General features: G+C 51.1%; 13 protein-coding genes. 3 read left to right on the plus strand and 10 right to left on the minus strand.

All coding sequences use genetic code 11. From position 1 onward, the window contains the following. Positions 1–70 precede the first annotated feature (70 nt). The gene (locus KNO78_RS08500) at positions 71–1,843 is read left to right on the plus strand and encodes a C40 family peptidase (protein ID WP_214690509.1); all 1,773 of its coding nucleotides are present in this window, start codon (positions 71–73) and stop codon (positions 1,841–1,843) included. 112 nt (positions 1,844–1,955) lie between these two features. Further along, complete coding sequence (locus KNO78_RS08505) at positions 1,956–4,652, plus strand: EAL domain-containing protein (RefSeq protein WP_214690508.1); 2,697 nt, start codon at positions 1,956–1,958, stop codon at positions 4,650–4,652. Positions 4,653–4,664: 12 nt separating this feature from the next. Here the strand turns inward: KNO78_RS08505 and KNO78_RS08510 are convergent, their stop codons facing one another. Further along, positions 4,665–5,393 (minus strand): DUF3784 domain-containing protein, encoded by a 729-nt coding sequence (locus tag KNO78_RS08510; protein ID WP_214690507.1) that lies wholly within the window; start codon positions 5,391–5,393, stop codon positions 4,665–4,667. Positions 5,394–5,490: 97 nt separating this feature from the next. Next, positions 5,491–6,732 carry a UDP-glucose dehydrogenase family protein gene (locus KNO78_RS08515; protein WP_214690506.1) on the minus strand — a complete coding sequence of 414 codons (1,242 nt, stop codon included), beginning with the start codon at positions 6,730–6,732 and terminating at the stop codon, positions 5,491–5,493. Between the two features lie 104 nt (positions 6,733–6,836). Between KNO78_RS08515 and KNO78_RS08520 the strand changes: the two genes are divergently transcribed. Next, a complete protein-coding gene (locus KNO78_RS08520; protein WP_214690505.1) occupies positions 6,837–7,097 on the plus strand; it encodes a hypothetical protein in 261 nt (86 codons plus the stop codon). Positions 7,098–7,242: 145 nt separating this feature from the next. Here the strand turns inward: KNO78_RS08520 and KNO78_RS08525 are convergent, their stop codons facing one another. The 8 genes from KNO78_RS08525 to KNO78_RS08560 are packed head-to-tail and all read right to left on the minus strand — an operon-like array spanning position 7,243 to position 14,389. Continuing rightward, complete coding sequence (locus tag KNO78_RS08525; RefSeq protein WP_214690504.1) at positions 7,243–7,659, minus strand: GNAT family N-acetyltransferase; 417 nt, start codon at positions 7,657–7,659, stop codon at positions 7,243–7,245. Then, entirely contained in the window at positions 7,659–8,597 is a 939-nt protein-coding gene (locus KNO78_RS08530) for a glycoside hydrolase family protein (protein WP_214690503.1), read from the minus strand. Before KNO78_RS08530 ends, KNO78_RS08525 begins: the two co-directional genes overlap by 1 nt. Continuing rightward, positions 8,594–9,559 carry a glycoside hydrolase family protein gene (locus tag KNO78_RS08535; RefSeq protein ID WP_251125260.1) on the minus strand — a complete coding sequence of 322 codons (966 nt, stop codon included), beginning with the start codon at positions 9,557–9,559 and terminating at the stop codon, positions 8,594–8,596. Before KNO78_RS08535 ends, KNO78_RS08530 begins: the two co-directional genes overlap by 4 nt. Positions 9,560–9,607: 48 nt before the next feature. Continuing rightward, a complete protein-coding gene (locus tag KNO78_RS08540) occupies positions 9,608–10,306 on the minus strand; it encodes a WbqC family protein (protein ID WP_159562884.1) in 699 nt (232 codons plus the stop codon). A 14-nt stretch (positions 10,307–10,320) separates the two neighbouring features. Beyond that, on the minus strand, positions 10,321–11,301 hold the full coding sequence (locus KNO78_RS08545; protein WP_214690502.1) for a glycosyltransferase family 2 protein: 981 nt from the start codon (positions 11,299–11,301) through the stop codon (positions 10,321–10,323). Positions 11,302–11,341: 40 nt separating this feature from the next. Continuing rightward, positions 11,342–12,394 (minus strand): dTDP-glucose 4,6-dehydratase, encoded by a 1,053-nt coding sequence (gene rfbB / locus KNO78_RS08550; protein ID WP_214690501.1) that lies wholly within the window; start codon positions 12,392–12,394, stop codon positions 11,342–11,344. Continuing rightward, on the minus strand, positions 12,300–13,271 hold the full coding sequence (gene rfbA, locus KNO78_RS08555; RefSeq protein ID WP_214690500.1) for a glucose-1-phosphate thymidylyltransferase RfbA: 972 nt from the start codon (positions 13,269–13,271) through the stop codon (positions 12,300–12,302). The genes rfbB and rfbA overlap by 95 nt, the downstream gene beginning before the upstream one ends. Next, complete coding sequence (locus tag KNO78_RS08560) at positions 13,268–14,389, minus strand: DegT/DnrJ/EryC1/StrS family aminotransferase (protein ID WP_214690499.1); 1,122 nt, start codon at positions 14,387–14,389, stop codon at positions 13,268–13,270. The genes rfbA and KNO78_RS08560 overlap by 4 nt, the downstream gene beginning before the upstream one ends. Positions 14,390–14,411: the final 22 nt, after the last annotated feature.

The raw sequence follows: 14,411 nt of genomic DNA on the forward strand, positions 1-14,411 counted from the left end.
CGTACAATGAACTTGTATTGTTTCACTTGTTGAATTGTTTCGTTCTCACTCTTTGAAAGGATGTGACGCTATGAATCCAAAGTCTGGTCTCACCTATTCATTCGCGGCACTTGCAGCGGTCAGCGTGCTTGCCCACGCAGACGAAGCTGCAGCGGCGAGCACACATACGGTGCGTTCGGGTGATACGTTATGGTCGATCAGTCGGTCCTATGATGTGTCCGTTGCGACGATTAAATCGTTGAACGGTCTATCTTCCGATAGCATTCGCATCGGTCAAAAACTAAAGCTCACAGGCAGTCCCTCTGCTGCGACAGGTGGTTCCTCGTTAACCACGGCGAGTACGAACCGCGTCACGACGACACACGCATTGAACATGCGCGTCGCGGGCGGAACATGGCATCGCGTCCTCTTGACGATTCCAAAAGGTACGACGCTCACGTCGATTCAATCAAACGGTTCATGGACAAAAGTCAGTTACGGCGGACAGACCGGATGGGTGCATAACGACTATTTGCAAAAGGCATCTATGTCTAGCAGTACCGACAAACCAACAACGGTCACACCGAGCTCGGCTACAGCTCAAACGAAAGCCAACTTGAATCTGCGTTCGTCGAAGTCTACGAAGACGACCGTATTGCTCACGATTCCAAAAGGCAAGACCGTGACCGTCTTATCTGTCGAAGGGTCATGGTCGAAAGTGAAGTACGGGTCGAAAACAGGATATGTCGCCAATACATATTTAACGACATCAGGAGCGGCGACACCGACAACACCGAGTACAGGACAATCGATCAATCAACAATTCACTACGACGGCAAACTTGAACGTTCGACAAGGTGCAGGCGTCGGTTATCCGCTCGTCACGACCATCCCGAACGGAACCGTCGTCAAAGCGACGAAACAGTCGGGCAGCTGGTACTATGTCACGTATAATGGGAAGTCCGGATACGTGAGCGCCGGTTACTTGAAGCAGACGTCCACGACACCGAGCAACCCGGCTCCGAACGAAGGCGATGCCGGTGCTGGTAATGCGGCTGTCGATTATATCGTCAACACACCGTCCTTGAACGTACGTTCGAGCGCATCGACGAGCGCGACCATCATCGGGAGTGTCAAAGCAGGACAGACGTTGCGCGTCGTCCAGTCGTCAAAAGGCTGGCTTCAAATCTATTACGGGAATACGGTAGGATTTGTCGCCTCGGCTTATGTGAAAACTGTCCCGAAAGGTTCGGCAGACGGCCCGTCTTGGGTTGAAGGTTCTTATGATTCGAATTCATATTATACGTACTATCCGACATCGATTCGGTCACAGGCGAACGAGTCGAGTAGCACGGTCGGCTCGACACTTCGGGGAGAACTCTTGAACGTGATCGGAGAGACATCGACCCACTATCGTCTCGCATCAGGATTCGTCGCAAAATCAGCCGTCACTGAAATCAAAGGGCAAAGTGCCCAAGCTACTAGGCTTTCGACCATCGATGTGGCAAAACGCTTCGTCGGCACACCGTACGTATGGGCATCATCAAGCCCGGCAAATGGTGGATTCGATTGCTCAGGACTCATCTATTATGTATTCAATCAATCCGGCGTCAGCATCCCACGGACAAACGTGGCTAATTATTGGGGTGGTGCTTATTTCGGACCACAATTACCCAAGTCATTCGTCCCGCAGGCCGGTGACCTCGTCTTCTTCGAAAACACATATACCGCTGGGCCATCGCACATGGGTATCATGATCAATTCCGATACGTTCATCCATGCCGGTTCATCCGGATTAGGATACAACCAAATCAGTAAAGAACCGTATTGGCAGTCACGCTTAATCGGTTATAAACGACCGTGACTTTCGTCACGCTAAAAAACCCGACAAAAGTCGGGTTTTTCTTTCGTTTTGCAGGATTTTTATCGCCTGACCCGAATTCGGAAGTATGATGAAGGAAAAAAGGAGGTGCCGGATGGGCCAACCCCGTTTTGCAAAAATTCCATACCGTACCTACACGATGGTGCTCGCGATTGCTTGTCTCATCGGTGTCCTGTTGTTTGGACTTGGCACGAGTTTTTATTGGCATGAAAAACAAGAAGCCATCGACCAGACGATTACGAATTTGAATCAAGCGGCAGACCTAGCTGGTGTCGAAGCATACGTGTCTCTGTTCGAGGCGGCGACCCGGTATGAGGAGCAGTCGAATCAGACGACATCCTTCCTCTCCACACCGTACAAAGAACGGGCACTCCAATACAATGAGCGTTTATTGAACGACTTTGAGGACGGTGTGAACGAACGGGAACGGGAGACACTCCAGACGTTTTCAAATGAGTTGAATCAAATTCTCGAGGCAGAACAGTTCGAAGCGGTCCCAACGGATGTCATCAGTTCCATCAATCGACGATGGCTATATCAAGCACTCGAGCAAACGAATCAATCGAATGCGGCATACGAACTGACTGATGCCATCATGCGAATGCAATCGATTCTTATGCGGAATCGCGAAGCCTTCTTCCGTAACCCGATTGATGCGGATCAACTCACAAACACCGTGGACATGATTGTCGGCGAAGCGACACTTGTTCAAACCATCATCGAATCGAATGAGACACTGCAATCGAAAGCGGTCATCGACGTAGCAGAAAGCGGGCAGTCCTTTGCGAATATGGCGAATCGCGAGGTGTCTCTAGAAGCTCGTTACGTCAATTCAACGAATGTCTACGAGGACGCCTATGGTGCCCTTCGTTCCATCCGTTCGAGTTCTGAGACGATGCTTCAAGAAGAAAGTAAGCATTATCAAGTCTTAGCCACCACTTCATTCGTGGTGACGTTGCTCTTATCTCTCGGACTCTTATTCCTGCTCTACTATACACGCAATCGTTACAATCACGATTTGGCGCATCTCAAGGCACGCGCACTCGCCATCGACCCGAGCCTAGAACCTGTCGAAGCGATGTTTCCGAAAACACATGATTTTCGAGGGATCGAGGACGAGTTACGTGAGATTGCCACGAGTGTCCATTCGACTGTTCATGAACTTGAAAATCGTTCGCAAGATCTCGTGCGCTATCACGAACGTTGGTCGTCCCTCTTCTCTGAAACGGGACTCGCCATCGCACTGATGGATGACTCGTATAATTTAATTGAGCGCAACGAGATGTTCCGGCAGTTTTTCGGTGACCGGAACTTATATGAGATTAATCAATTGTTCACCGAGACGGGTCGCCGCTTGTTCGAGCAAGCGCTCGAAGGTGTGACTGAACATGGGACGAGTGCCCAGTTCATCATTCATCTGAAAGGGGAACATCTCCGTTATCTGAATGTGAAACTGACGCCGCTCAAGCGAGAGGAAAAGTTGACGTATTACCTCATCGTCGAAGATGAGACAGACCGGGTCGAACGGGAACGGAAGGTCGACCGTCTCGTCCGTTTCGACTTGGCGACCAATCTCTATAACGAATACGGTTTTATTCGCAAGTGGGAAAAGCAAGAGATTGACGGTGCATTTGTCCTTATCCGGATTCATGACTATCATCATCTCGTTGATTGGTACGACCCTGCGTATGCTGATCTGCTCATGATTGAGTTTGCGCGAGCCGTCGAGTCCCGTCTTTCGAAATATGCCCAACATCTCTTCGGTCGATACCGAGACGACACGTTTATGCTGTATGTCAAAGGCTTCTCGTACGAGGATGAGCACGAGCTGTTGGAGCTCTTCCCGACAGAAGTGACAATCAACCATAAACGTCAAAATGTGCATATTCAAATCGGGGCAACTGAGACGGAATCGACTTACAACGATTGTCTGTTCAAGGCGATGAAGGCGTTACAGCACGCCAAAGAGACACGTACCCCTTCGGTTTGGTATGACTCGGAAATTTTAGCCCAGATGCAACTCGCCGCACTGATTGAACAAGCGCTTCCGGACGCCATCCGAAAAGGAGAATTGACGGTCGCGTATCAACCGCAAGTCGAATTGAAAACCGGTCGCGTCGTCGGCGCGGAAGTGCTCGCTCGTTGGACACATCCTGACATCGGAGTCATCCCACCGAACGAGTTCATTCGCATCGCGGAACGTTCCGATCAAATCTTATGGCTCTCACATAATATTCTCGATCAGACGATTGCCCAGCTCGTCGCATGGCAAGGAACTTCATTTGAAGACATCTCCTTGTCGTTCAACTTGTCGGCCCATTCGGTCGACCCTTCCATCGTAGCGAAGCTCCGGGATTCGATTGAGGTATACCCGTGGCTACCTGACCGATTGAAGATTGAATTGACGGAGTCCTCGGATATCATGTCGTATGCGAGTGAACTCGAACGATTAGAAGACATCTCCGACCTCGGCTATTGCCTATCAATCGACGACTTCGGGACCGGATACGCCTCATTCGAAGCGATTTGGCACCTACCGATTCAAGAAGTGAAAATTGACCGGATGTATGTGAGTGGAAAGGCGAAAGAAAGTACTTCCTTCTTACGTGCCGTCTCTCGCTTTGCGAACGAGCAACAGCTGACCGCTCTCGCCGAAGGGATTGAGACCGAAAGCGACCTGTCACGCATGCTTCGTGAAGGGGTAGAACTCGGACAGGGCTTCTACTTCTCACCCGCCCTGGACGCAGCCTCATTCGAATCATGGGTCAACAAAAAGGGACACTCGCATTGAGTGTCCCTTTTTTCAGCGTGAACGAATGTCCTCATATAACTGTCTCGTTTCTTTAACCGAAGACTGATTGAGATAGATTGTTTTGTCTGACCAATCGAGTCGGATCACCGGCTCGACATCACGGTCGATAAAGAGGAGCACATCCTCCCCTGCTTCCGTCCGAAAATGTCCGGTCAGACGTGTTCCCGTATCTGCTCCGTTCGTTCGACGCGCGATATCCGGCAATGTCGTCCATGTCACGTCTGCCACTTCATCAAACGGGACCTCACGACCATAACTGCCTTCAATCACGATCGCTTCATCCGTCACGATCACCTCAGTCGGTTGACTGAACCAAAACATGAGCGCCGGCACACCGACGAGTAAGACGACAGAGACAATGATGATCGGAATGAGACGTTTTTTCCCATCTGGTCTCAAGCGCCCCGCTCCATCGTAGATGTTACCGTCATAGCGTTGCATCCGCCAGAGCATCCCGACAATGAATACCATCAGGACGAGAAAGAACGGTTCGAGCGGGACGTTCCAACCAGACAGTTCGATAAGTGCAATGATGAGAAAAAGTGCACCAATCCCGTAACACATCCAGGCAATCAGTCGCGCCACTTTTTTGATGTCGACCCGCTCCTGTTTTTCTTTCGACATCGTATTATATCCAGAGATCAAGTGATACCAACCGAGCCTGTCAACCGCGAAGCCTAACCCGATGACGATTCCTGCTGCTAGAATGAGAATCCACATATGCCTCGCCTCCTCTCCTTTCTATACGTCATGATCGCTACAGAAGATTCACGTCTCGCAAAAACAGGACCGCCTATATGAGCGGTCCTGAACAGTTTTAGTTTGAAGTCGGTGTGTTCGACGGACGTTGCATCCGTCCGATTCCTTCGTATGACACATCGCCCGGATCGCGTGCAAACTTCCATGCGTTTCGTGCATCGATCAATCGACGCTGGCGCATGCCGTTGAAAGCATCCGGTGCCAAGTTCACGATCTCATCCCATTCTGTGACGAGAATGGCATAATCGGCTCCCTTCAGCGCCTCTTCGACCGTCGTCGCTTGTGGATAGTCCCACGTCGCAATCGGATCATACCCGATGACGTCCACGTTACGGGCCACCATGTGGTGAGCGAGTAGAATTGATGGGGCATCTCGCATATCGTCCGTTCCTGGTTTGAATGCCAAACCAAGAATAGCTATGCGCATATTCGGTTCAACGTTCAATTTTGAGAGCACGTACTCGATTTGCGTCTCATTCACTTTCGTCGCCGCCCGGATGACACGTAGGTCGATCTCGTTTTCACTCGCGACGTGTAGGAGTGCGTTCATGTCTTTCGGGAAGCACGAACCTCCGTACCCGATGCCCGCGTTCAAGAACGAACGCCCAATTCGCGGATCGAGTCCCATCCCGTCCGCAATCGTCGAAATGTCAGCGCCAGCTTGATCGGCTAGACGCGACAAGTCGTTCATGAAGCTGATTTTCGTGGCCAAAAAGGCGTTCGAGGCGTATTTGATGAGTTCTGCATTGATCGGTGTCGTACAGATGAGCGGAACGCCAAGGCGTCCGTAGATTCCTGCCAACTCTTCTGCGACTTCGAGGTTTACACACCCGATGACGACACGGTGTGGTTTCATGACATCTGCGAGCGCGCGTCCTTCTTGTAAAAATTCCGGTACGATCGCAAACGTATGAGAGGGATACATGATGTTCAGTAAGTCTGTCGTGCCGGGCGGGACCGAGCTACGAATGACGATTTTATGCTTCGTGTTTAGTTCCGACAAGACTGCTTCGATATAAGATAAGTCACAGCTTCCATCCGACTTGCTCGGTGTCCCGACCGCAAGAATCAAATAGTCGACCTGCTCCGTATCCGCGATTCGGCTTGTCAGGGTGATCTGGTCGGCGTGCTCTTGCAACACCTCTGCCATGCCTGGTTCATGGAATGGCGGGTGTCCACTCATGAGAAGACGTAGCTTCTCTTCGTCCGCTTCAACCCCGATGACGTGATGACCGGCTTTTGCCAAACCACAAAGTGTAGCCAATCCAACGTATCCTAAACCAATAATTCCAAATTTCACATCAGTTCCTCCTTCAATCATCTTTTATAAGCGTACCGAAACACGCCGAAGAAGTGAAGCTTCTAACACTCTCTCGATGTTCTTTGCTATAATGAGTCAAAATGATGGGTGAAAGGACAAACCGCATGGGCTTAATCGCTTTCTTCTTAGTGACATTGTTCGTTTATTTTTGGCTTCCGGTCCGGGGGGGACTGAAAACCTTTTTGCTAGTCTTGATTATGGTGAGCGGATGGCTCTCCATTTTTGAACTCGTCTCGATTCTCGAAGCCCGTCCATGGGTCATCGCGCCAATTCTGATCATCGTTGGATCGGTGATTTGGAAAGTACAACGCGACCGGAAACAAGAGCTCAAGAAAAGTGTTTGACCTCGGTCAGGCGCTTTTTCTTTTTGTCGTATTCGATAAAGCTTATCAGATTCCTGCATTCATCAAAAAATCCTCGTACGATGGACGAGGATCAGCTTCGGTTTGTATTTAACTTTCTTATTCTAAAATACGAGAGAGATGCGTTTCATAATATACTCTCCATGACGAGCACATCATCGATTCGGTCGAGCTCGCTGAAGCCGTGTCGCATGTAGAAGGCAATCGCCCGTTCGTTCGTTGCCTCGACGTGCAAGTGAATCTTTCGTTTGTTCGTCTGGATCGCTTCTTCGCATAATGCTTCCAGTAAGGCGTGCCCACTACCGGACGGCGCTTCCGGCAACACGCAAATATGGCTGATGAAGACGATGTCCGTATCCATGTAAGCTGCGATTAGCCCGACGAGACGCCCGTCGTTCCAGATTTCATACGACGTCGCCCGTTCGTGCAGCTTCAAAGCGTATGGCTCTAACTCTACCCGCTCCGACAGCTTGGTCGGGAACAGATGATCACACGCTTCAAGATGCGCCACATAATCAGAAACCGTCCCTTGGTCGCGAGTCATCATACATCCTCCAAAATCGCGACACCAAACCCATGTCGCCCAAACTCGTTCCCGTTATAAAGGAGGTAGTGCCGACCGTCCCACTCGAAGACGTGCGGGTAACATTCCATGTCCGCATCCCATCCGTCGGAACTTCGTTCGAATCCGAGTGCCGAATCATCACGCGTCCAGTCCAACAGATTTTCCGAATAGGCGTAACCTAATCGATATCCGCGTAACGGGTCGGTCCGAAAGCCAAAGGTGTCTCGAAAACAAAAAATCATATGGTAGCGTCCGTCCGCTTCGAACACGGTCGGAAGCGCCTGACTCTCGTCCGCGATTGTATCCGAAACGATTCTTCCGTGACGCTTGAACGTCTGTCCATCTTCTGACGTGGCGAGCGCAATCTTATAGGTCCTTTCCTGGACGCCATCCGGACCCTCTTTCCATGTCGTCCCGTAAATGTAATACATATAGTATTGTTCCCGTGTGACCACAAAGGGGTCGCCGACGAGAAACGGTTCCTCGATGCTCGCCGATAATATCGGTCCGTCGCCGAGCCGTTCGAACGTCTCTCCCTCGTTCCGACTGACAGTGAGACCAATCCCCGTTTCGACCGACACAGAGTCTCGACGGCTCCAGCCACTCGTATAGCCATAAAGCCCATCACGCGTCCGCGTGACGTGGAATGGGAAGATCCCGTGTTCGTCGAATGTCCCCCGTTTTCCAAGTGGGATGATCTCATCTGTGGACACGTCGATGACGTTGAAATCACGTGTCATGTCCACATATCGGACGTGGCTCTTGAACATGTCACCGTCCGGTTCACGGGTCGAGAAATAGATGCGCACAAAATCTCCGAAGACGAGCGCCTGAGGGGACTGGGCGAACGAGGAGTACTTCCCGAAAAATCCGTACGGCGCCGGGTCGAAGATGTGTCCGAGTTTCTTCCACTTCATCTCGCTCCCTCCTTGCGCTCCGCGATGCCGAATCCTTCTCGTCCGACTTCATTCCCCAAATAGAGTAAATACCGTTTCCCGTTCAATGTGAACGTATGGGGGTAAGCGACCATCTCGTCATCGAATCCTGATTCGTTCCGCGAGAACTTCATCACGTCATCGTCACGCGTCCAATGGAGGAAATCCGGAGAAGAGGCATATCCGATTCGATAAGTCCGCTCTGGATTCTTCCGATAATCGGTCGCGTCCCGGTAACAGAAAAACATATGATAGCGCCCATCCTCATAAAAGACGTCTGGACTAGCCTGCGCTTCATTGGGAAGTACGCTTTCGATCAAATCGCGTCCCGCCTTCACCCAAGTGACCCCGTCCTTCGACGTGGCCAGCCGAATCTTATACACCGGTTCAGGACGTTCGCCATCCATGACCCACTCTCGTCCGGCGATATAGAACAAGACCCACGTGTCATGGAAACGCCGAATCTTCGGACCGCTCAAGATGAACGGTTCATCGAGTGTATACGATAGGATCGGTCCTGGACCGACACGCTCAAACGAACGTCCGCCGTCTCGACTGATGGCTTTTCCGATATTCACATTAAACGGAACGGACACCGTACGCGTCCAGCCCCCATAATAGGCGTGCACCTCATCCCCAACCTCAATCGCTGAGAACGGATAGACACCAAACTCGTCGAACGTCCCACGTGCACCGAGCTCCAGTATCGGTCGTTCACTCACTCGAAGAATCGAGAAATCCTCTTTTGCGACATCCACATACCCGCTGTGACTGACGTATCGTCCATCGATCGGTTTCGGTCGACAACTGAAGTAGATTCGTAAATAGGTATCGCGTTCCAACACACAAGGTCCTTGTGCGAACGCATCCATCCAGTCGAGTGATGCGTCTCGTTGAGGGCTGAAGAAAAGACGTCGATTGGTCCATTCAAATGATGTATTCAACGTGTTCGTCCCCTTTCCCCTAATTGTTGCGGCATCTATCTCGCCCCATTAGACGAGCGTATAGGCATCGAGTAGTTCACGCATTTTCGTCTTCGAATTGAACATCAAGACATCGATGATGGACAAGTTGGGCGTGAACGGATGACCAAATTGAGCATATTCCACAGCATTCATTTGGATAAAATCAAGCGGCACTCCGGATTCCGCGAAACGCTGTTTGTCATAAAGTTCCTGTCCTCCAATCGCATTGATGTAATGCGATGTACGCAAATGATGACAAATCTCGAGTACCAATTGTTCACACTTCAGCGACTTGTCGTAGTCGAGCGAAGAGGCGACCAATAACTCCGTATCCATCTCGAGATAGTCACGCACTTCCGTCAATAACGTTTCTAGATAAGTGGCGACATTGCGTTCCTCATTTTGAATGATTCGTTCAACCATCGGCATGACGTCGGCATAACTTGGTGCGCGTTGATACGCATGGTGCAATAAGCGCAGTTGATAAGTCTCATGAACTGGATCGAGAATCCGCTCATGCTCACGGATCGTACGATGTTGTGTCATATGATCGATTTTCAGATGGATCGGTTTGATGTGTCCCTCGACCAAAATACGGTTTCGATGAATCCATCCTCGTTTCGCAAATTGCACATGGTCCAAAATAACGAACTGGTCCACCGCGTTCATCAATTGAATATAGCCGAGGTATGGGAAGTAGTACGGCTGCATGATTCCTAATTTCATTTGAGCCGCCTCCTTTAACCGAGCTGGAGCGAGCGCATGCGAATCAACCACTCCATCAAGATTGGATGTCGCACCATCAAGTAGGGACGTAGCCGCTCTCTACCGACAAATCGCTCCACATATTGATCATACCGAGGTGACTTCAGCGCTTGAAAATCTCGTCGAAGTCGATGCAACCCGACCTCGAACGATAAGCGAGAGATTTCGATTTCTTGATGAAATCTGCCATTCGTATAGGAATCGAACGCATCCATCATTCGGATGAACGCCTCGATCCGCTCGATGTCGCGCTCCCTGTTTCGTTGACGCCACTTCGTGGTGACCGACCCGGACACACCGAATCGATATACGCTCATCACCTCAGGCATGTAGTAGGCGTAACCTTGGCTTGCGACGTGCAATTTGAGCGCGCCGTCGAAGGCAGGCGTATCGCCGATCCAATCTAACAGATGGTCTGTCAGTCCATTTCGGTACAGCATGGACATCGTTGGAATGAAGCCGAGTAGCTGTAACTCCCCGGCATGATAGGTCCGCGGTTCCGTCGAGGCATACTTTCTGTTTTCAGGCATCCACGGGATGACGCGCCATCCGGTATGGAGTGTGTCGTCCGTTTCGACATACGCATCATGAAAACAGAGCGTACAGTCCGGATGGGCTTCCATATAGTCGACTTGTTTCTGCAACTTTTGCGGGTCGGTCCAGTAGTCATCCCCGTCACAAAGCGCGATGTACTTGCCACGCGCCCTCTCTTCGTTCAACAGATTCACCAACACACCTTGAGAATATTGGTTTTCCGTTTGATAGATGACCCGAATGAGGTTTGGGTGCTGTTCTTCATATTTACGTACGATGTCTGCCGTCCGATCCGTTGAGGCATCCTCATGAATGAGGATTTCAAATTCAAAATCTGTTTCCTGCATCAAAAATCCTTCAATCGTTTTGGCGATGTACGGTTCGTGGTTATATGTGATGCAGTCGATGCTGACCATCACCATGTCGATCCCCCCTTCCCCGGGATGATAGAACGGTGCAAATTCAGGAAGAATACATGTCTTGATAATAGGTTTTGTACGCTCCCGAGACAATGCGCTCAACCCATTCCGGATGTGACCGATACCATTCAATCGTCTCTTTGATTCCTTGTTCAAAACGATAGCGCGGCATCCACCCTAATTCGTCTTTCATTTTCGTCGCGTCAATGGCATAACGACGGTCATGACCAGGGCGATCCGTCACGAATTGGATGCGATCATCGGGTAAGTCAAACGCCTGTAAAATCGTTCGGACGAGCTCGAGGTTCGTCTTCTCGTTATGTCCGCCGATGTTATAGACTTCCCCGACCTGTCCCTGCTGCCGAACGAGATCAATCGCTTCACAGTGATCTTGTACATGTAACCAATCTCGGATATGTCCTCCGTCCCCATATACTGGGAGTAGTTGATCAGTCATACAATGGTGCACCATGAGCGGAATCAGTTTCTCGGGGAATTGATACGGACCATAATTGTTGCTGCAACGGGTGATCTTAATCGGTAATCCGTAAGTCTCATGATAGGAACGAACGAGCAAATCGGACCCGGCCTTCGAGGCGGAATAGGGGCTGTTCGGGGCGAGGGGTGTCTCTTCAGTAAAGAATCCCGTCTCCCCGAGCGACCCGTATACCTCATCCGTCGAGACATGGACGAAACAGACATTGTCTCGGTATTCTCGACTGTATTTGTCGTCCGGATATCGTTTCCAATGCCGCATGGCCACGTCGAGCAACACTTGTGTACCAAGGATATTCGTCGAGAGGAACAACTCCGGCTCAAGAATACTTCGGTCGACATGCGATTCCGCTGCAAAATGCACGACTTCGTCAATCTCAAAGAGAGAGAACAGTTCATCAATCGCCGGACGGTCGCGGATGTCTACTTTCCGAAACACGTAGAGCGAGTCGTGCTCGAACGCCTGGACATTCTCTAAATTGCCGGCATAGGTCAAAGCGTCGACGTTAAGGATTCGTGACGTTGGATGTTTGTCCCGAAAGTGTTTTATGAAATTTGAACCGATGAACCCGGCTCCGCCAGTCACTAGGATCGTATGCATTGGTCTGTTCTCCTTCCTCTAGAAGCGATATCAAATACTGTCCGTAATCGGTCATCTTGAGCGTTTGACCGATGTCGGCCAATTGCTCTCGTGTGATGAACCCACGACGCCACGCAATCTCCTCCAGACATGCGATGTAATAGCCTTGCCGTTCCTGTACCGTCTGTACGAAAATGGAGGCTTTGATCATCCCCTCAGGCGTCCCGGTATCGAGCCATGCCATCCCGCGACCGAACAAGACGACGTTCAACTCGCCTCGTTCCAAATACATCTGATTGATTGACGTGATCTCAAGCTCACCGCGTGGGGACGGCTTCACTTGTTTCGCGAACTCGACGACCTGATTGTCATAAAAGTAGAGACCCGGTACCGCATAATTGGATTTCGGGACCGCCGGTTTCTCTTCGATGGACAAGACACGACGGTCCGCATCAAACTCGACGACACCGAATGCCCGTGGGTCTTTGACCGGATACCCGAACACCGTCGCGCCTGACTGCCGCTCTTTCGCATCCTGTAAAAAGCGCGTCAAGTTCGGGCCATAGAAGACGTTATCCCCTAAGATGAGGCAAACCGAGTCGTCCCCGATGAACGATTCTCCTAATATGAAAGCATCCGCGAGACCGACCGGACGCTCTTGTACTTGGTACGTAATCGAGATTCCGAGTTGATGCCCGTCACCGAACAGTCGCTCATACCCGGAGATGTCTTTCGGGGTCGAGATCAATAAAACCTCCTTGATGCCGGCGAGCATCAACACCGACATCGGATAATAGATGAGGGGCTTGTCGTAGATCGGCAATAGCTGTTTCGAGACTGCTTTCGTCATCGGGTAGAGACGCGTCCCGTTCCCACCCGCTAGAATGATCCCTTTCATCGTTCATTCCCTCCTTCAAGGATTACGTCACAAATGCGGTCGACCATCTCCATTGTCATGTCCGGATACAGAGGTAACGTGATCACCCGATCCGAGACGTACGTGGCGTTCGGTACGGATGCGTCGAATGCGTAGCAGGAAAAATCGGTCACGAGCGGATAGAAGTACTTCCGGGCGAGAATCCCATGCTGCGCTAAGTATGCCATCATGTCATCGCGTGCCTCTCTCCCTGGCGTGACGAGAACCGGATAGTACGCATAGTTGGACTCGGTTCGTTCATTCCGGAGGTTCAAGCGAAGAAACGAAGCGTCCCTTAAACGGGTGTCGTATCGCTCGACCAGACGTTTCCGCTTTTCAATGTCGGTATCAATCCGTGGGAGGTTGCACCGTCCCATCGCCGCCTGAAACTCATTCATCTTGGCGTTGCCCCCAACCGATTCGACGGATTCTGGTCCGGTGATCCCAAAGTTGACGGCTTGATGAATCGCCTCGATGTAACGGGTATCCCGGAACGTGAGCACCCCACCTTCAATCGTATGAAACACTTTCGTCGCATGAAAGCTGAACATCGTCATATCGCCGAACGTCGAGACATCGCGCCCGTCGTGCCGGACACCGAACGCGTGCGCCGCATCGTAGAGGACGTGGAGCCCATGGTGTTTCGCGACTTGTTCAATCGCCTCCACGTCACATACGTTCCCATACACATGAACGGGGAGGATGGCCGTCGTCCGTTCCGTGATCAGCGCCTCGATTTTGTCGACGTCAATCGTATAGTCGACGGGGTTGATGTCACAGAAGACAGGGGTGATTTGTTTTCGGATGAGCGCATGCGTCGTCGAGGCGAACGTGAACGGCGTCGTGATGACCTCACCCGTCAATCCGAGCACGTCAATCGCCGTTTCGAGGGCCAGATGACCGTTCGTCAATAAAGAGACGTGCGGGACGTGGAGACGCTGCTCTAACTCTTCTTCTAATGCCCGCACATGCTCGCCACGGTTGCTCAAGTGACGCGATTCCCAAAGGGGACGAATCATCTCGACATACGTATCAAAATCCGGCATACTCGGTCGCGTGACGGGAATGACGGCATCTGCTTCTACATTTGAACCATTCATGGTGAGATCACCCCTTTCCTTT

The sequence above is a fragment of the Exiguobacterium sp. s132 genome, assembly GCF_018617235.1.
GTDB classification, from domain to species: domain Bacteria; phylum Bacillota; class Bacilli; order Exiguobacteriales; family Exiguobacteriaceae; genus Exiguobacterium; species Exiguobacterium profundum.